18 protein-coding genes are annotated in these 19,609 nt (G+C 43.9%); 9 read left to right on the top strand and 9 right to left on the bottom strand.

Annotated elements, in window-relative coordinates:
* Positions 1-17: 17 nt before the first annotated feature.
* Positions 18-2,060, bottom strand: coding sequence for an oligopeptidase A (gene prlC, locus FIU99_RS15985; RefSeq protein WP_152472372.1), 2,043 nt, complete (start codon positions 2,058-2,060; stop codon positions 18-20).
* A 162-nt stretch (positions 2,061-2,222) separates the two neighbouring features.
* On the opposite strand from prlC, the gene FIU99_RS15990 reads away from it, so the two are divergent.
* Both FIU99_RS15990 and gorA read left to right on the top strand, forming a co-directional pair.
* Positions 2,223-3,062: a 23S rRNA (adenine(2030)-N(6))-methyltransferase RlmJ gene (locus FIU99_RS15990; protein WP_006957627.1), complete on the top strand. Its 840-nt coding sequence runs from the start codon at positions 2,223-2,225 to the stop codon at positions 3,060-3,062.
* Between the two features lie 173 nt (positions 3,063-3,235).
* Complete coding sequence (gene gorA, locus FIU99_RS15995; protein WP_006957626.1) at positions 3,236-4,591, top strand: glutathione-disulfide reductase; 1,356 nt, start codon at positions 3,236-3,238, stop codon at positions 4,589-4,591.
* A gap of 64 nt (positions 4,592-4,655) precedes the next feature.
* On the opposite strand, the gene FIU99_RS16000 is transcribed toward gorA, so the two are convergent.
* Positions 4,656-5,462 (bottom strand): helix-turn-helix domain-containing protein, encoded by an 807-nt coding sequence (locus tag FIU99_RS16000; RefSeq protein ID WP_006957625.1) that lies wholly within the window; start codon positions 5,460-5,462, stop codon positions 4,656-4,658.
* A 116-nt stretch (positions 5,463-5,578) separates the two neighbouring features.
* On the opposite strand from FIU99_RS16000, the gene FIU99_RS16005 reads away from it, so the two are divergent.
* The 5 genes from FIU99_RS16005 to asnB are packed head-to-tail and all read left to right on the top strand — an operon-like array spanning position 5,579 to position 10,290.
* Entirely contained in the window at positions 5,579-6,583 is a 1,005-nt protein-coding gene (locus FIU99_RS16005) for an FAD-dependent oxidoreductase (RefSeq protein WP_006957624.1), read from the top strand.
* A 14-nt stretch (positions 6,584-6,597) separates the two neighbouring features.
* The gene (locus FIU99_RS16010; protein ID WP_080555900.1) at positions 6,598-6,744 is read left to right on the top strand and encodes a rubredoxin; all 147 of its coding nucleotides are present in this window, start codon (positions 6,598-6,600) and stop codon (positions 6,742-6,744) included.
* 16 nt (positions 6,745-6,760) lie between these two features.
* Positions 6,761-7,684 (top strand): diiron oxygenase, encoded by a 924-nt coding sequence (locus FIU99_RS16015; RefSeq protein WP_006957622.1) that lies wholly within the window; start codon positions 6,761-6,763, stop codon positions 7,682-7,684.
* Between the two features lie 7 nt (positions 7,685-7,691).
* Positions 7,692-8,636 (top strand): hypothetical protein, encoded by a 945-nt coding sequence (locus FIU99_RS16020; protein ID WP_006957621.1) that lies wholly within the window; start codon positions 7,692-7,694, stop codon positions 8,634-8,636.
* A gap of 10 nt (positions 8,637-8,646) precedes the next feature.
* Entirely contained in the window at positions 8,647-10,290 is a 1,644-nt protein-coding gene (gene asnB, locus FIU99_RS16025) for an asparagine synthase B (RefSeq protein ID WP_006957620.1), read from the top strand.
* Positions 10,291-10,342: 52 nt separating this feature from the next.
* On the opposite strand, the gene FIU99_RS16030 is transcribed toward asnB, so the two are convergent.
* Genes FIU99_RS16030 through FIU99_RS16040 form a run of 3 tightly spaced genes read right to left on the bottom strand, consistent with a single transcriptional unit; the run spans position 10,343 to position 12,630 of the window.
* A complete protein-coding gene (locus FIU99_RS16030; protein WP_006957619.1) occupies positions 10,343-11,533 on the bottom strand; it encodes an MFS transporter in 1,191 nt (396 codons plus the stop codon).
* 6 nt (positions 11,534-11,539) lie between these two features.
* Positions 11,540-11,923, bottom strand: coding sequence for a VOC family protein (locus tag FIU99_RS16035; RefSeq protein ID WP_039951208.1), 384 nt, complete (start codon positions 11,921-11,923; stop codon positions 11,540-11,542).
* Positions 11,893-12,630 (bottom strand): hypothetical protein, encoded by a 738-nt coding sequence (locus FIU99_RS16040; RefSeq protein WP_006957618.1) that lies wholly within the window; start codon positions 12,628-12,630, stop codon positions 11,893-11,895. The genes FIU99_RS16035 and FIU99_RS16040 overlap by 31 nt, the downstream gene beginning before the upstream one ends.
* Positions 12,631-13,042: 412 nt before the next feature.
* Here FIU99_RS16040 and FIU99_RS16045 point away from each other — a divergent pair, with 412 nt between their 5' ends.
* On the top strand, positions 13,043-14,650 hold the full coding sequence (locus FIU99_RS16045) for a hypothetical protein (protein WP_152472373.1): 1,608 nt from the start codon (positions 13,043-13,045) through the stop codon (positions 14,648-14,650).
* 8 nt (positions 14,651-14,658) lie between these two features.
* On the opposite strand, the gene FIU99_RS16050 is transcribed toward FIU99_RS16045, so the two are convergent.
* Positions 14,659-15,555, bottom strand: a complete 897-nt coding sequence (locus FIU99_RS16050) for a response regulator (RefSeq protein ID WP_029236299.1) — start codon at positions 15,553-15,555, stop codon at positions 14,659-14,661.
* 105 nt (positions 15,556-15,660) lie between these two features.
* Here FIU99_RS16050 and FIU99_RS16055 point away from each other — a divergent pair, with 105 nt between their 5' ends.
* A complete protein-coding gene (locus FIU99_RS16055; RefSeq protein WP_006957615.1) occupies positions 15,661-16,422 on the top strand; it encodes a hypothetical protein in 762 nt (253 codons plus the stop codon).
* A gap of 20 nt (positions 16,423-16,442) precedes the next feature.
* On the opposite strand, the gene FIU99_RS16060 is transcribed toward FIU99_RS16055, so the two are convergent.
* The 3 genes from FIU99_RS16060 to FIU99_RS16070 form a co-directional block, all read right to left on the bottom strand.
* Positions 16,443-17,363, bottom strand: coding sequence for an SPOR domain-containing protein (locus tag FIU99_RS16060; protein ID WP_080555899.1), 921 nt, complete (start codon positions 17,361-17,363; stop codon positions 16,443-16,445).
* 171 nt (positions 17,364-17,534) lie between these two features.
* Entirely contained in the window at positions 17,535-18,473 is a 939-nt protein-coding gene (locus tag FIU99_RS16065; RefSeq protein ID WP_006957612.1) for an ABC transporter permease, read from the bottom strand.
* A gap of 2 nt (positions 18,474-18,475) precedes the next feature.
* Positions 18,476-19,453, bottom strand: a complete 978-nt coding sequence (locus tag FIU99_RS16070) for an ABC transporter permease (RefSeq protein WP_006957610.1) — start codon at positions 19,451-19,453, stop codon at positions 18,476-18,478.
* Positions 19,454-19,609 lie beyond the last annotated feature (156 nt).

Here is a 19,609-nt window from a genome sequence, read left to right on the forward strand (position 1 = left end):
GTTTCAAAGCTCAGTGCTTAAGCACGAATCCCTGAATGACGCAGCAAGGCATCGATTTGCGGCTCACGACCACGGAATCGCTTGAACAACTCCATTGGCTCTTCACTGCCACCCATTTCGAGAATGTTATTTAGGAAGCTCTTACCGGTATCGGTATTAAAAATGCCTTCTTCTTCAAAGCGTGAGAAAGCATCTGAAGAAAGTACTTCCGCCCACAGGTAGCTGTAATAGCCTGCACTGTAACCACCAGCAAAGATATGGCTAAAGCTGTGCGAGAATCGGTTCCACTCCAGACTTGGCAAGACAGCGACCTTAGATTTCACATCCGCCAGTGTTTCCAGCACGCGAGGACCGATTTCAGGGTCAAATTCAGTGTGCAGCGTGAAATCAAACAAACCAAACTCGAGTTGACGAAGAATAAACATCGCCGACTGGAAGTTCTTTGCGGCCAGCATCTTATCCAGCATTTCTTTTGGCAGTGGTTCGCCCGTTTCGAAGTGACCAGAGATAAACGCCAGCGCCTCTTCTTCCCAACACCAGTTCTCTAGGAACTGACTTGGCAACTCTACCGCATCCCACGGTACACCGTTGATGCCCGAAACTGCGCCAGTATCGACCTGAGTCAGCATGTGGTGAATACCGTGGCCAAACTCGTGGAATAAAGTCACGACTTCATCGTGAGTAAACAGCGCAGGCTTGTCACCAACCGGTTTGTTAAAGTTACAGGTCAGATACGCCACTGGTGATTGCAGCTCACCTTTCGCATTGATACGACGTACACGGCATTCGTCCATCCAGGCACCGCCGCGCTTGTGTTCACGCGCATACAGGTCAAGGTAGAAGCTGCCTCGAAGCTGATCGTTGGCATCAAAAATATCAAAGAATCGCACTGACTCATGCCAAACATCAACGCCCTCTCGCTCTTTGACATTCATACCAAACACACGCTTCAGAACTTCAAACAAGCCACTTACCGCTCTTTGTTCTGGGAAGTAAGGACGTAGCTCTTCGTCAGAAATCTGGAACAAGTGCTGCTTCTGCTTTTCGCTGTAGTAAGCAATGTCCCAAAGGTTGAGTTCTTCAACACCAAACTCGCTCTTAGCAAACTGGCGCAACTCTTCAACTTCACGCTCGCCTTGCGGCTTGGCTTTGCTGGCAAGATCATTGAGGAAGCCCAACACTTGCGATGGGTTTTCTGCCATTTTAGTCGCCAGAGACTTCTCACTGAAGGTATTGAAACCTAACATACGGGCGATTTCATAACGCAGCTTCAACTGCTCGTTAATGATTTCACTGTTGTCCCACTCGCCCGCTTTCGGGCCACGATCCGAGGCACGAGTGACGTAAGCTTCATAGAGCTCTTTACGTAATTCCTGATTGTCACAGTAAGTCATCACCGGAAGGTAAGATGGGATATCCAGCGTTAGCAGGTAACCATCCAGCTCTTTGGACTCTGCCGCTGCTTTGGCTGCCGCCAGTGCAGACTCCGGCATACCTGCCAATTGTTTTTCATCTTCAATGTGTTTGGCCCACCCCATGGTCGCGTCCAACACATTGTTAGAGAACTTAGAACCCAACTCAGACATGCGCTTACTGATTTCACCGTAGCGGTGCTGTTCGTCGGCTGGCAGACCAATGCCTGACAACTCAAAATCACGCAGGGAGTCTGTGATGGTTTTCTGCTGTGCCTGAGTCAGCCCAGCGAATGCCTCACTCGCTTTAATTGCCTTATATGCCTCAAACAACCCTTTGTGCTGCCCTACCCAAGTGCCGTATTCGGACAAAAGAGGTAAGCAGCTTTCATACGCTTCACGCAATTCATCACTGTTCATCACCGAGTTCATATGGCTCACAGGTGACCAAAGGCGGCTTAGTTGATCATCCACTTCTTCAATCGGCGCAACGACATTTTCCCAACTTGGGTCGCTGTTTCCTTCCAGTACCAGATCGATTTTCGCCCGGCAGTCTGCAATCGCCTGTTCAACGGCTGGTTTCACATGTTCAGGTTTGATTTCAGAAAACGGGGGCAAATCGGTAAAGCTCAGAAGAGGATTAGACATAAAGCATTCCTTTTATTGGCAAAAAGCGAACTGACGGGTTCGTCTTTGTTATTTCTCGTTCGTCTTAAATAGTAAATATAGGTAGGTTCAGCAATTTTCAATAGTGACGTATACTACAGCTATTAAATTACCCGGTGTTGTCACCAGTTAGAGAGTGTCATTTTGTTAAGTTATCGCCACAGTTTCCACGCAGGCAACCATGCTGACGTGGTTAAGCATATTGTTCAAAGCCTTATCCTCAACGCGCTCAAGCAAAAAGATAAGCCATTTGTTTACCATGATACCCACTCAGGAGTGGGTCGCTATGACTTAACCCACGAATGGTCAGAAAAGACAGGTGAATACAAACACGGTATCGCGCGTGTCTGGCAACAAACTGAGATTCCAGAAGAAATCCAAAGCTACCTTGAATCGATTCAGACACTGAACAACGGTGACAAACTGCGTTACTACCCAGGCTCGCCGCGTGTCGCTCGCGCGCATCTGCGTCCACAGGACCGCATGGTATTAACGGAACTTCACCCAAGTGACTACCCGTTATTAGAACAAGAGTTCCATCGCGACCGTCAGGTCAGCATCTATAAGGAAGATGGCTTCAAGCGTTTGAAGGCGAGCTTACCGCCGCAGGAGCGTCGTGGTCTGGTACTGATTGACCCACCTTACGAGCTGGCGAAGGAATACCGTGATGTCGTCCAAGCGATTTATCAGAGCTATAAACGCTGGGCCACGGGGATCTATGCTATCTGGTATCCGGTCGTTAATCGCTGCGACATTGAAGACATGATTGAAGGTCTTGAAGGCCTTGGCATCCGTAAGATCTTACAAATTGAATTAGGTGTTGCGGCGGACAGCAATGAACACGGGATGACCGCCTCAGGCATGATTGTGATTAATCCTCCATGGAAGCTGGAAAGCCAGATGAACGCCATTCTGCCTTTCCTCAAAGAAGCAATTGCGCCTGCAACCGGTCATTTCAAAGTAGACTGGATTGTACCGGAATAACGGACACTCGCGCTCAATGTACAGCGCAGGCCGAAGAAAAATTAAACAGGGTAGATTGAGTTCAACCGATCTATCCTCCATATCAAAGACAATGAATTAAAACTCGCAGGGAGCTTGCGACTGGGCAACACATGTCGCACAGCGCCTTAATCCCGCAATAATTGGAGAAAGTAATGGCGACTCATTTTGACTATATCTGTATCGGTGGCGGTAGTGGTGGTATTGCTTCAGCAAACCGAGCAGCGATGTATGGTGCTAAAGTTGCGCTGATTGAAGCTCAGGATCTAGGCGGCACGTGTGTAAACGTAGGTTGTGTACCGAAGAAAGTCATGTGGCATGGTGCTCAGGTGGCTGAAGCGATGAACCTATACGCTGAAGACTATGGTTTTGACGTTGACGTGAAAGGCTTTGACTGGAGCAAACTGGTTGAAAGTCGTCAAGCTTACATCGGTCGTATTCACCAATCTTACGATCGCGTACTTGGCAACAACAAAGTCAATGTTATTAAAGGCTTCGCTAAGTTTGTTGACGAGAAAACCGTTGAAGTGAACGGCGAGCACTACACCGCCGATCACATCCTAATCGCTGTAGGTGGTCGTCCAACGATTCCTAACATCCCAGGTGCAGAGCACGGCATCGATTCAAACGGTTTCTTCGAACTAAGCGAGCAACCAAAACGCGTAGCGGTTATTGGTGCTGGTTACATCGCCGTTGAAATTGCTGGCGTACTTAGCGCTCTTGGCACAGACACTCACCTTTTCTGCCGTAAAGAATCACCACTGCGTAGCTTTGATCCAATGATCATCGAGACGCTGGTTGAAGTGATGGAAGCGGAAGGCCCAACACTACACACCCACTCAGTGCCAAAAGAAGTGGTTAAGGAAGCCGATGGCAGCCTGACGCTTCACCTAGAGAACGGCAACACGCAAAACGTCGATACACTGATCTGGGCTATTGGTCGTCATCCAGCAACCGATGCGATTAACCTAGCATCAACGGGTGTTGAAACTAATGACCGTGGTTACATCAAAGTTGATGAATACCAAGCGACCAACGTGCCTGGTATCTACTGTGTCGGCGACATCATGGAAGGCGGTATCGAGCTAACGCCAGTGGCCGTTAAAGCAGGTCGTCAGCTATCTGAGCGCCTGTTTAACAACAAGCCAGAAGCCAAGATGGACTACAACCTAGTACCAACGGTGGTATTTAGCCACCCGCCAATCGGCACTATCGGCCTGACAACCCAAGAAGCTGAAGAGAAGTACGGCAAAGACAACATCAAAGTCTATACGTCTGGCTTTACCGCAATGTACACAGCGGTCACTAAGCATCGCCAACCATGTAAGATGAAACTGGTCTGTGCCGGTGAAGAAGAAACCGTAGTAGGCCTACACGGTATCGGCTTCACGGTAGATGAAATGATCCAAGGCTTCGGCGTTGCAATGAAGATGGGCGCAACCAAAGCAGACTTTGACTCTGTGGTGGCTATCCACCCAACGGGCTCAGAAGAGTTTGTTACCATGCGTTAATCAAACCAAACGACAAAGCAGGCCAATGGCCTGCTTTTTATTGCATCCATTTATTAATCGAGCGTCAATACAAAGTCTCATGGTTGTTTCGAAATTGAATAGGAGTCATGCCAAACCTAGCTTTAAACGCTTTTATAAAGGAAGAATCATTTTGATACCCCACTTTATGAGATATAGATTGAATGGGTAGTCCTTCCTCCAGCAATGGCAAAGAACAAACTAATCTCAAATGCTGCCTCCACAAGGAAAATGAAGTACTAAATTCTTTGCTAAACAGTCTAGTCAATGTCCTTTGAGTAGCGCCTACAGCATTACTCCACTCGCTCAACGTGTAGTTTAGAGATGGCTCTTCAGTAAGTTTCTCAAAAATTAACTTAATGCGTCTATCACGAGGTATCAACAAGCTAAAGTCTCCCGTCTGACTTTCCTTCATTTGGTCGTAAAGGACTTCAATCAAGCGAGCCGTTCTTATTTCACTATCCAGTGACTCAGATTCGCACTCTTTCTTTAAGGTCAACATCAGCTCGCGCATAAACGCAGAGACTGAAACCGACATAATTCGATGTTCAAACTCAGGGCATATATTAGGATTAATGTATATGCCCAAGAATACTGTGTCAGTCAATGCACTAGAGGCATGAACGACACCTGCCGGAACAAGGACGGCTGTCGTCCTCGGTACCAAAAACTTACTTTGTTTAGCTTGAGTCTGTAACAGACCTGTAACCGGATAAACCAACTGATGCCATGTATGCACATGAAAGTCCTCCTCCATTCCTTTTGCCATATGGATAATTTTGCCTACAGCAGATGATGTAATCCTAAGATCAATCATTTTATTTGCAGGAATATTTTGTCCACTTAAGTCCATTAGCCGTCCTTACAGCCTTAATTGATCGTTATATTCATAATGTATCATAACACTAACAAATAAGTCATAAGAATCATTAGGTTAAATGTTATGCATAGATTATTGAGGAACGCCCAATGGCACTGCCGATAGTTATAATTGGGACGGGAGCTAGCGGCATCGCTGCAGCTAAAGCCATCAGGAAGATTAACTCAGAAGTAGAACTAATTCTCATCACTAATGGGGATGGCTATACGTACACAAAGCCCAAGCTATCACTAATATGCAAGAATGACTTTGACGAGCAATCACTGAATATAAAAAACAAAAAAGAAATAGAGACCACTTTATCATGTTCTGTATTATCAAATGTTCAGGTAATTTCGATCAACACTGAAGAAAGCTACATTGCACTAGATAATAACCAAAAAATCGCATTCCACTCTCTAGTCATAGCATCAGGAGCTACACCTAAAAAGTCCACTGCATCTTTGACATCAACGTTTTTTATCCATAGCTACAACTGTATTGAAGGCTATAGGAAACTATTGAAAAGAATAAAAAATGCTAAATCGGTAGCGATAGTAGGCGCTGGGGTTGTTGGATGCGAGATAGCGTATGATCTTTCTTGTAAGCTTGAGCAGGTTTACCTTCTTTGCAATAAAGAACTTATTTTAAAAAACACTGCACCAAAAAGCATTAGCAATGAAATTGAACATCGTCTATCACAAAGGAACGTTAAAGTACTAAAGAATTGTGAAGATATCTCATACAAGAAAGAGAAATCAACAAACGAAATACATTTCAGTTCTAATCAAGAAAAAAAAATCTTACCTGTTGATTTAGTTATAGAAACTATTGGGATAAAACCTAATGTTGGATTTATTGAGGGTAGCCATATAAATATAAATAATGGAGTCATTGTCAATAACCAGCTTAAAACTAATATAGACAATATTTACGCATTAGGTGATTGTGCAAGTTACAAAGGAAAAACAATAAGCAACCTTCAATTTATAAATAAATGCGCACTTATTATATCTGAAAATATTTTTGATAAAAAATCAAAATTAGAAGAAAACAATTACAACTTATTCATTAAGGTTGGACTTCCAATAATAAACCAAACATTCACTATATAAAAAAGGAGAAAATAGTGAAAAAGTATGTATGCGTTGTATGTGGGTACATATATGACGAAAAAAGTGAAGAAAATGAACATTTATTTCATAATCTGCCAGATGATTACATTTGTCCAGAATGTGATGAAGGAAAAGATGCTTTCCAACTAATTAATAACTAATAATAAAGGAATAATAATGAATTCATATCCAAACTATCTGACTTTTTCTGAGCTCAGCAAAAATCCCACTTTCACAGATCAATTTTTTCAAACCGAAGTAAAAATTGAAAAAAATAAAGTTTTTTATCCTAAAAATAGAAGCCTAGAACCTTACTTTTCTAATGAATTTGATAGCCAAAAATTTGGGGCTGCACAGTTTCTAGGTTTCTTACACGATACAATCGCTGTGGAGCACAATATTGTGATCCCCGCTATCAGAGATTTACATCTTCTACCAATTGAAGTTCCACAAACCCCGCTGGAAGATTTATATAAACTTGTGACAGATGAAGGTCATCACGCAGCCCAAGCTCTTACATTTATAAATGCAATAAAAGATTTATTTCATCTGGAAGTGTATGAGAAAGACAAGGAAATGCCATTATTTTTGAGAAAGCTATTTGACAAGAAAGAGTTTTTGGAGACTGAAAGAGATATCGCTATATTTAATATGATAATTGGTGTAGTTACTGAGACGAGGATCTCTAAAGAATTAGGGTTATTCACAAATGATGAGCTAATTAATTCAGCAGTAGTTGATAACTGTCGTTCCCACCAAGAAGATGAAGTAGTCCATGCATCTCAGTTCAGAGCACTAGGAAAGTGGTCCTGGGAAAATTTTAATGATAGGCAAAGAGAAATTGTTGCAAAAATATATGCTGAAACCACTATTGCTAGGAGTTATCCGGATATTGATAGACTAGGATTCTACTTTTCTCAAGCTTCTGGGATAAATCGTAATGAATCCAGAAAGATTATATCTGAAGTGTACACTCAAGATGTTTTGATGGAAGAAATGCTCCTTGCTGCAAGGCCGACCATCGCTTTTCTAAAAAACCTCGGAATACTCGACTACTCATCAGCAACGCAGACACTAAAAAGTGCAGGTATAGAGGTATAGGGATCTTATGACTGAATTTATTAAATCAAGCATTAGAAGCTCATTTCTATTGTGGATAAGTGTAATAAAGCTAATGATACCAATTGCAATAAGTGTCAAGCTATTGGATGAAGTAGGAGGAATACACTTTATCGGTACTTTATTAGAGCCAATCATGATATCAGTTGGCCTCCCAGGAATTATGGGGCTGGTATGGGCTGTAACCATGTTTACTAATTTATGGACAGGTGCATTACTCTTCGTAACGTTAATTGGTAACGTTGAAGTAACATCAGCTCAAGTAACAATTCTTGGGATTATGATGTTAATATCACATGGCCTTCCTCTTGAGATTCGCATGGTTCAAAAGTGTGGCGTGAGTGCTATTTTCTCACTTATTTTAAGACTAAGTGGATCATTAATTCTTGCCTATTTATTTAACTTTGCGTTCAATACTTTCAACCTATTAAATGAGCCTGCACTTGTGATGATAGGTGAGGCAAGTTCACTACAAGAATCATTTTCTTCATGGTGTGTATCTCAATTAAAGAGCTATATTTTGGTATATTTCATGCTAGTTGGACTAGTCCTAACTCTTGATTTACTGAAAAAATTTAACCTAGTTCATAAGTTAGGAAAAATACTATCTCCATATTTTAGCTTAATAGGAGTCTCAAAAAACTGTGCTCCTATAACATTTGTTGGTATGACACTTGGACTCGTGTATGGGGGAGCTCTACTCCTTGAAGAAGTAGAGAAAGGAGAGTTAGATGAGGATGATGTTCTGCTTTCCGTTACCTCGATGAACTTATTCCACTCAATAATAGAAGATACTATAATTATATTCATGATGGGTGGAGCATTGTTTTGGATTTTAGTCGTTAGATTTATTTATACTGCTATCGTTATGAAGTTGATCTCAATATTGATTAAATTAAACGAACAAGCAGTATGGAAAATAATAAAAAATTAAAGGTAAGCTTATGTGTGGGTTTATATTTATACACTCAAAATATAAAAATAAAAACCTAAAAGAGACAGCTCTGAAAATGTCTAAAAAAATTAGACATAGAGGTCCAGATGACTCGTCATCCATATCCAATGACACATTTTCAATGACCCATGAAAGGTTATCTATTATTGGTATTGAAAATGGTAAGCAACCAATTCATAGCAACGAACTAGATTTATATCTTGCTGCAAATGGTGAGATATACAACCATATTGAACTCAAAAATAATTATTCTAATTCATATTATTTTGAAACTAATTCAGACTGTGAAGTAATAATTCCATTATTCAATAAATATGGTGTTGAACTGTTTAATTATTTAAGTGGTATGTATGCCTTCGCAATCTATGACTCCAAAACGGACAACTACTTAATAGGGAGAGATCCTATAGGAATAATACCGCTCTACTACGGATTTGATAAAAATAATAATCTTTATGTAGCTTCTGAGATGAAGGCACTTATCGATATATGTGATGTCGTTATGGATTTTCCACCTGGTCACTATATTTGGAGCAAAGATGGTGATACTCCACAACAATACAATCATTACTCTTGGAAAGAGTATGACTCAGTCAAAAATAACGTTTCCAACTTGAAAGTTATTCACGACTCATTATGTACATCTATCGAAAAGCACATGATGTGTGATGTTCCATTCGGCCTACTATTATCTGGAGGGCTAGATTCTTCAATCATTGCATCTGTCGCTCAGAAAATAAGGCGTTCGAAGGGTCTTAATCCTTTGCATTCATTCGCTGTTGGTCTAAAAAACTCTCCTGACTTAAAAGCAGCTAGAGAGGTGGCAAATAGTATTGGAACCATTCACCATGAAGTGATTTACAATATTGAAGATGGCATTAATGCAATTAAAGATGTTATTTACCATCTAGAAACTTACGATATAACTACTATTCGAGCTGCAACACCCATGTACTTAATGGCTAGGCAGATTAAGGCTATGGGATTGAAGATGGTTTTATCTGGAGAAGGAAGTGATGAGCTCTTCGGTGGTTACTTGTACTTCCACAAGGCTCCAAATGCTAAAGAATTTCATGATGAAACCGTTCTTAAACTAGAACAACTTCATAAATACGATTGCCTTAGATCAAACAAAGCTATGGCAGCCTGGGGAGTTGAGAGCCGCGTTCCTTTCTTAGATAAAGAGTTTGTGGAATGTGCGATGACTCTAAACCCCAATTCAAAGATGTGTGGTAACGGTGTGATTGAAAAGAAAGTTCTTCGTGAAGCCTTCATCGACTACTTGCCTGATGAGATTCTATGGCGACAAAAAGAACAATTTTCTGATGGGGTTGGATATTCTTGGATTGATAAAATCCATTCTTATGCTGAAACTAAAGTCTCCACACCAGAGATGGAAAGAGCTAGTTTAAAGTACCCAACAAACACACCGTTAACGAAAGAAGGTTATTTATACCGGAGTATCTTTGAAAGCTTTTTCGGAGGCAGCTCAGCAGTTCTTTGTGTTCCTCATGGCAAAACAATAGCTTGTTCGACTCCTAATGCTATCGCTTGGGATGAATCCTTCCAGTCTTGTGCAGATCCGTCAGGCCGTGCAGTGAAGAATATTCATCGCAATAGTGAATCAGCCTAAGTAATCTGATTTGGGCATCTGAACTTGATGCCCAAATTATCACTTCTGTGCCTTACTGATAGCTTAACTGGTTACCTTTCTCGAAGCGATACAGCACTGCTAGCCCCGGTAATGTCGCGATCGCAACATAAACACCCACATAGGCGGAGCTAAGCAGCATGGCTTCTGTCACGATCAGTGGTGTTAGGCCACCAAAGATAGACAATGCAATGTTATAACCAATACCTAAGCTGGTGGTTTGGTTAGCAGATTGCTGCCATAACAGCGCGGCCAAGTTACCTAAAATAATCGCTGCCAACGTACTGATACCCAACACTGCTAACGCTTGCCAGATGAATTCGCTGGAACCAAGTAGCGCAAACAAGGGGACCGCTGCAAACAGCATAAACAGCGCTCCGACTTTAAATGCTTGTTGTGGTGAGGAACTTTTGTCGACGACAAACGAAAATACGAACAGCAATACCACCAGTACTGACGAGTTGATCAGTGCGAGGTTCTCAATCCCCATCGCTTTGCCCAAGATACCGCTCGCTAGGTTCTGAACATAGAACACCACCGCACCAAGAATGGAGATACAAAACACTTTGGCAATGATCTGACGGCTCGACTTACTTGCTACCGCTTCTGCTTTCGGCAATTCAGGTAGAGAAAGACGCAAATATAAGCTTACGATAATGTTCGCGACACCCACTAGCAGCGGCACTCGCCAGCCCCAAGCACTCATTTCTTCTGCCGTTAAGTAATGCTCTAAGCCTGCAACGATAAGGAGAGAAATGATGACACCGACAATAGAACTCGCAACAATCAAGCTGCTCACACGTGAGCGTTCTGATTTCTTCGCATCGTAGAGAAGGTAATTGATTAGGGTTGGGTATTCGCCCCCAAAGCTAAACGCTTGAATCATTTGGAAGAACAAGAACACAACCACCACGTACTGTCCGACCGTGTCGACTGGTACAAATGCCATCGATACCGTAGCTAAGCCAGTCAGAAGGTTACAAAAAACCAGTGCTCGTTTACGCCCGTATTTGTCGGCGTAGCGGCCAATCACAACGCCGCCAAAAGGTCGGATCAAAAATCTCAGGGCAAATACGCCCCACACCACCAGCTCTGAGTGCTCAATGCCTTGGGTGGCAAATAGCTGGGAAATGTACATAGATATCGATGCGAATACAGCGATATCATAAAACTCCATGGCATTACCAAGGACAGCACTGGTGCGCTGTTTCCAGGTGAGTGACATTCTGTTTTACTCCTCTATAAGTTCTAATTGATTTCCATCGGGGTCTGAACAGAAAAAGTAACGGAAACTACCTAGCCTAGCGTTGTAAATAGTAGTGATGTTGGTGACTTCCGATAATTTTCTATGAAAGGCTTCAAGATCATTCACACGTAAAGCGAAATGGGTGATGCCCACTCTTTTTAACGCGATCAATGATTCAGAAACTGGGGCTGAAACGTCCCCATAAAAATGAAAAAGCTCGATTCTCGAGCCTTGGTTTTCCAACATATGAATGGTGACCTGCTCATCCCGATAACTTCGTTCAAGCTGGTAACCAAACAATGCATAGAAATTTTGGCTGGCGACTAAATCGCTGACCGTTAGCGATACGTGATGAAACTGTCCAGACATGCGACTGTCACTCCATGTTCCACCAGTTTTCTAAAGAAGACCGAATCAGGCTGAGGTTCACAGCCCAGTTTGCATTTGATGATATAGAGTCGCCGCGCTTCTTCCGCCTCTTGGCAACCTCGAAGCAGAGCCACCTCTTGAAAGGTTTTCATCTCAAGAAAGTAACGCACACTGGTGAGCTCATCGTGTGTCAGCGTCAGATTGCCGAACACATAAGGTTTCTCTTCGTCATAATTCGACTGAACTGAATTGGCGGCTGACAAGCTATCAATAGAGATTTGTATCTCTTTATCACTCCAGCATTCAAGCGCAAGGTGATTGACCTTAGGACGGAACGCAATCGCCTGACTGACCACATCGCAAGGTAACGGCGTGATTGGCAAAGAGATGGAGAGGATGTCGTACTGTGAGCCCTGATTGGTCACGATATCGACGCGGTTATGGCTCGCTTTCGCTGACTCACGGAAATTGTGGGCCCCTTGACTGTTCCACAGGTTAATGCCCGGCTTGAGACGCGAATGGAGGTTTTTATACAGCTCGTCGCCCCAATAAGCCAGATGCCATGAATAGTTAGTCGACACGGTTTTTACTTGCTCAAGTTGTGTATCCACTCGAGAGAAAGACACCGTCTGATCGACTCCCATGTACTCAACATAGCGTTTGAATACATGGCACATCGCTTCCATGTCAGCGTTACGTACATCCATGACTTGTTAGTATTATCAGCAAAAAACAATATGCGTATCATACCTTATGCATTTTGTTTTACTACAAAAAGTAAGGCCGAATTAAACGGGTTATCAATAATTGAGGTAAAAGCAGAAAAATCACATTGAGATGCACAAAAGCTTCCAAGGATAATATTAAAAACATTTTATTTAACAAATAGATAAAAATGTTTACATCAAATAAAACATCACCATTAAAAAAACCACTTCGTCACACCATAACCCGCACCAATAATTAATTACTGTACATCCACCCTATCCTATCGTTGGGCAGTACGCTGTTTAGGATGATTCATAATGAGTCTGAGCGTTGAAATGTATTCGCAACCTAACTTTCATATTCAGACAATAGACTCTGCGGCTTTTGACGATCTGCTAGCAATTTCTTCCTATGAAAATCAACAAACACAACACAGCCCTCCTTTTGCTCTTGGCCCTACTTTCCGGCTGTGAAGATGAAACAGCTAAGACTGAAACGACACCAACTGGACGCTGGGTGACGGGTGACATGCGCATTCACTCGACGGCATCAGATGGCCATAACTTGATTACCTCCGTGCTGGACATCGGCTATAACAAATACGGTATGGACTACCTGATTTCCACCGATCACGGAGGCTTTAAGAGCTTTGAAATCTCATCAGATAATATGTGGCGAATGGCGCGGCAAGGTTCGTTTATCGTAGATTGGAACAATCAACAAGAGCCACACAACCACGACTATGCCAAAGACAACTTTGAACACGCCAAACACGAACGCGAGTACGCCTTTAACTCCAATATAATGCTGGAGCATCTGAACAATTATCGTCAACAAGAGCTGGCTAGCGATAAACTGCTATTAAAAGGGATGGAATGGACTGCACCGTACGTAGATGAGCACACCACGCTGTTTATCGATGAAGGCTATCATACCTCCGCTGAGCTCAATAGTTTCCATAACCAATACTTCAAGGGCAACCCAAGCGACCAATCAGAGGGAGGAGCAGACAAGCAAAACATGCTGGATGGCGTGGCTTACCTACAACAAAACCATCCAACCAATAGCTTCTTTACCCTAAACCACCCATCGCGCAAGCACGAGTATCGTATTGAGATTATCCGCGAGATGTTGGCAACCGGACCGAATGTGTTTGCAGGCATGGAAGGCGCGCCTGGACATCAGCGTAATCCAGCTGCTCGCGGCTCTTATGAAATGACCCTACCAATCATGATGACCGATATCCAAGGCAAGGAATATAAAGCCTACCATGGAACAACCTATGGAGGCTTCGATTATATGACAGCAAAAGTTGGCGGCGTCTGGGATGCTTTGTTGTCAGAAGGTCATAAGTTTTCGATTTTCGTCGGAAGTGACTTTCACAGCATGCTGAAAGATTTTTGGCCTGGTGAGTACAGCAAAACGCACTTGTACCTGACTGAAGAGTCACCTCAAGGCATTATCAATGCAATAAAAAGCGGCAAATCTTTTGCGACACATGGTGATCTGATTACACAACTCGATTTCCATGTAACCCAAAACGGCCGCAAAGCTGAGATGGGCGAAGTTCAAGCGATCGATCACACTCAGCCAGCCACAGTAAATATTCAATTTACTATGCCAGAAACGAATAATAATGGTGACGCGGTTAACGTCGAGTTCGTCGATGTCATTGTAGGCACCATTACCAATCAGGTATTACTACCCGGTGATGAAATGTATAACCAGCCATACACAGATCTGGCCAAAGTCATTCAGAGCTTCGAAAGCGGAACCGAAAGCTGGTCAAGAGAAGGAAACACAGTATCACTGAGCTTTACCGTTCCAGCACAAGAGAAACCTTATTACCTGCGCTTACGTGGCTCAAATACTCCGAAAGGCACCGATAAATACGTGGATGCTCAAGGTAATCCAATCTCTGATCTTCAAAAAGACCAATCAGACATTGCTACCATGGCGTGGAAGGACTTGTGGTTCTACTCCAACCCAGTTTATATCAACCACCCAACTCAACACTGACTCATAAACTAAAAGCCAATCAGGGTCACTTTACCCTGCGCCATATCTTCCAGCTGACAGGAGAAGTCGACCCTCTTGTCAGCTTCTTTACTGTACAAAGCTTCGAGCTTTTCAAACGCGGATGGGATAAAACTGACATTTTTCAGTCGCAGGCTTTTGCGTGAATTACTGTCGAGAAACGCAAGAGAAGACTTATCGAGCACTCGCTGGCAGGTATCGAGAATGTCTTTGCTCACCAGCTTGCTATGAATTGCTCTTTGCAGGTCTTGCTTACTGATTGCGGAATTGCTGCGCGAGAATACACAAATCGCATAGATGTCGAGAATAGCCACTGCGCGCGGCCTTTGCGTTTCGCCATCCTCGTACACTGCAAGCAGGCACGGAATTTTACTCTCATCAAAGGATTGCTGGCGGATATTGTTCAGCACTAGGCGATCGCTGATTTCACGTTTCATCAGCTTTTCCAGCTGAGATAACTTAGGCAGAGCGAGCTCTTTCTGCACATCGTTGATGTTTTCCAGCGCCCTTTCGCTCTCTTCAGCTCCTTGCACTAATGGTAAGAGTTTGCGGTGCAGCTCTTTGTCATCAAAGGGCTTGGACAAAACAAAACTCGCGCCAGCCGCTTTGGCTTGATTAATCTGCAGTTGATCGTCAACCGTAGTAATCATGCCCATCTTGACGCCCAGTTCGAGCTTTTTGATTTCCTCAATTAAGGTCAGCCCCGTCATGTCTGGCATGTACCAGTCGGTGAGGACGATTTCTGGCTGCCATTGTTTAACCTGTTCAAGAGCATCAAGTGCACTGTCGGTTTTCTGAATAGACAAGCGGCGGTAGCCGAAATTTTCTAAGGCTCGCCTGACGATTTCTAATGTGGCTTTACTGTCATCGACAATCAGAATCTTCACAAATCGCATTCTACTCTTGCTGGGGGCTGTCTAAATTATAGGCACAATTTGTTATGACAACTAAACTTACACTCTATTAGGATTCAAAAAACATGGAATGAGTTCATGGATTTAGCGCCTCTTCTCACCACAGAAAATCTCATTGCCCTGGCGGTCGACATGGGGTTATTCATTTTGTTGGTATGGTTTGTGATTCTATTGTTGATACTTCGCGAGTTTCGCCACTTCGCTCGAGAGGTCGTTCATGGCAAAAATATGGACCGCAATACCTACGAACTGTGCCAGCAATCCGTCGATAGTGCGCTGAATTACACCGCTGAGAACAGCGACACTCTCAATGACCTCATTATTATCCAGCAGGCGTTGGAAGCGCAGGTATCACAAATAAAATCCGCTAATGACGGGGGGTTAAGCGCTCAAGATCAGGAATCGATTGAAGAGCTCAACCAGAAGTTGAGCAAATCGCATCAGTTGATCAAAAAGCTCAAAGGCGACCTCAGCCGCAGCATCAAGGGATTAAGAACCGCTAAAAATAAACTTCTTAAACAATCAGATACCGTCGAAAGCCTGCAACAGGAGAAAGAGCAGCTAGAGAAACAGTTTGAACAGTTGGAGCAGGAATATGTCCAGATCAGTGAGGCTGGCGGTTTTAATAAGCTAGAGAAAGAATACCAGCATGAACGGCAACAACTGCTTGGCATCATAGACACCTACAAGAAAAAAGCCGCAGAGAAAGGTGACGTCGGAGAAGTCAAAGCTCAGCTGGAAGCGGTGCAACAGCAGCTGCACCACATTACCAAAGAGAAAGACTTTGTTGAGAAAAAGTACCTCGACTTACTCAAAGAAGCTGAAGAAAAAAACCAGTAGCAGAGCCACTGGTTTTTCGATTACTTCACGCACATGACATTCAACAGCGATGTGCCTTTCAACTGATTGACCTTACCGCTATAAAACAGTCCAGTACGCTCTGCGCCCCAGTACGGTAAGTGCATTGGCCACTTGTCTCGTGACATCACCTTCGCATCCAACAAAGATTGCCACTCTTTTGCTGTTGCCAGACGCATTCCCATTCGGTAACAGGTCTTATAGGCCATTTCATAGTCCATGCGATTCCATGGCAATTCATGTTCCATATAGAACTGGTCGTTGCCAAACAGAGCGTATGGCACCTTGTACTCGACCCCATTGATGGTGGTGTGTTGACGAATCGACACGCTTTTATCCTGCTTTTGCTTAGGCTCTGCTTTTGGCACCACCTTAGGTTCAGGTCGGCTTGGTGCCGGTATCACCGTTGTCTGCTGTTGTGCCACTCTAGGCGCTGGCTGAGGTTTAGGCTTGGTTGTAGGCTTAGTCATTGGTGCGGCTTTTGCCGTCGGCGCTCCTTTCACCACTTCGCGGACGAAGGCCTCTTTATACTCTGGCAGCTTCTTCACTTTAGCCAGGTCTTGTTTTGCTTCAGCAAAGTCTGTGTATGGACCAATCAGACAGCGGTAGGCTTTGCCTTCCGGTTTCGCCCATACATCCGAATTGATGTGTTGATAGATTTTCTTCGCTTCAGGCAAAGCCAGCGGTTTGCCGTACACACCACACTGGATCCAGAAATAAGACGCCTGACCTTTTGGCTTCTGTTTTCCCCACATCCCTTTGCCTATCGGGCAAGCAGCATCCAGCACAGGTAAGGTGTCGCTAGACGCCTGAGTTGCATCACACAAAAATTCTTCAGCATATGTCGGAGCTGACAACATCGGCAAAGCCAATATTGCGAGGCTCATGAGTGTTACTAAAGGTCGCTTAGATTTAACGGCCATTCTCATTCCCATACTCTTAATTCAAACCTTTAATTCGATGTCCATATCGTGATCGATATAGTGACATTATTGACGGCTTACTGTTGAGAAAATGTCGATGCAAAAAAAGAGCCGTAACATGTTACGGCTCTTAGTGTAGTGAGATATTTATAATCAAATCTTAGGCTTGGATCACCCTTTGTAAATTTTCGGGTTAAATACATCTCGCAACCAGTCACCCAAAAGATTGATAACCAGTACTAATGTCACCAAAACCACACCTGGGAAAGCAGTAATCCACCATGCACCGGAGAAGATGTAGTTAAAGCCAATGCTGATCAGAGCACCCAATGATGGCTGGTCGACCGGAAGACCTAAGCCAAGGAAAGAAAGTGCCGCTTCAGACATGATGGCATTTGCCACCTGAACCGTCGAGATCACCAAGATAGGCGACAAACAGTTCGGCAGAATGTGGCGGAACATGATGCGTGGTGCTTTAAAGCCCATCACACGTGCCGCTTCCACGTATTCTTTTTTCTTCTCAGCCAGTACCGAGGCACGAATTGTCCGCGCGTATTGCGGCCATTCTGCGACACCAATGATCACCACTAGCATCACAACGGCATATTGACTGTAAAAGTCACTGCCAAAGCTGGCTTTGAAGATGGCCGATACGATGATGGCAACCATCATGGTAGAGAACGAAAGCTGTACATCGGCAAAACGCATTAGGAAGCTATCTACACGACCACCAAAGTAGCCCGCAGACAAGCCGATGACGATACCCAACACTAACTGTAGTCCAACCGCCAGAAAACCGATGGTCAGTGACAGACGTGAGCCGTACAGAATGGTCGATAGAATATCACGCCCCTGTTCGTCAGTACCCAAAACAAAACGCTCGTCGCCGTCTTCCATCCAAGATGGTGGCAACTCTGAGTCCATGATATCAATAGACGCCAGATCATACGGGTCTGTCGGTGACAGTATTGGTGCGGCAATCGCCATCACTAGGAATAACATGAACACGGTAAAGCTGGCCATTGCCACTTTGTCGCGTTTGAAATAGTAGAGGAAATCCGATTGTTTAAAACGCTCCAAATGAGACGGAGCAGTTGCTGTTTGACTCATGGTTATGCTCCTTTGCCTGTCAGGTTAACGGTCGGGTTGATAATGCCGTATAGCAAGTCGACGATGGTATTGGTCACAACGAAAATCAGGCCAACGAAAATAACGTAAGCGGTGATCAGCGGTGTATCCACACGGTTGATTGCTTCAAGGAAAAGGAAACCAGTACCTGGCCATTGGAAAACCGTTTCAGTCAGGATGGTGTAGGCCACCATAGTACCAATTTGCACACCACCAACAGTTAGAACAGGCAGCATGGTGTTTTTCAGTGCGTGCTGGTAGTAGATCTTGTTCAGCGCTAGGCCTTTCGCCTTACCAAATTTGATGTACTCAGAGCTCAGCACTTCCAGCATTTCTGAACGCACCAGACGGATGAAAAGCGGCAGCATGATAGACGCCAGTGCAATACACGGCAGAATCAAATGCGCTAAGCCATCAAGAGTAAAGTAGCCGGATTCCCAGCCGAGCACATTGGCGGTTTCTCCCCGCCCATAGGACGGCAACCAGCCAAGCTCAATTGAGAAGACATACATCAGCATAATCGCGGTCAAAAAGACCGGTATGGAAATCCCGACACTACTGAACGCCATCACCACTTTGGTAAATATACTTTTCGGGTGAATCGCGGAGTAAACGCCGAGGGGTATCGAACAAACGATGATGATAACTGTGGCGCCAAACACTAGCTCTAGTGTCGCAACCAGCTTATCAAGAATCACTTCAACCGCAGGGCGCTTGAAGAAATAAGAAGTACCTAAATCACCTTGCAGCGCAGCGCCAACAAAGCGAGTGTATTTAGTAATGAAGGGATCGTTAAGGCCGAGCTCATCACGCAGAGCTTGACGCTCCGCTTCAGAAACCGACTGACCAACAAGCTCACGCAATGGGTCACCCAGATTGTCCTGAATGGCAAACGCCACCAAACTGATCACAAACATCACTATCAGTGCCTGAAACAGGCGCTTGACCAGAAACGAAAACATTCCTTGCCCCTTTAACTTTCCGTAGATTTCAGTCTGCTAAACCAGAAGTACTCCGGTCGCATTTTCAGTCTTAAAAATGGCACCTAACCCGACTGAAACAAAGCTAAGCACCAAAAAATTAAGTTTTGGCACCCGAAAAGGGTGCCAATATTCCTA

Origin of the sequence: Vibrio sp. THAF64, from assembly GCF_009363455.1 — a bacterium.
In the GTDB taxonomy this organism is placed as follows: Bacteria; Pseudomonadota; Gammaproteobacteria; order Enterobacterales; family Vibrionaceae; genus Vibrio; species Vibrio coralliilyticus.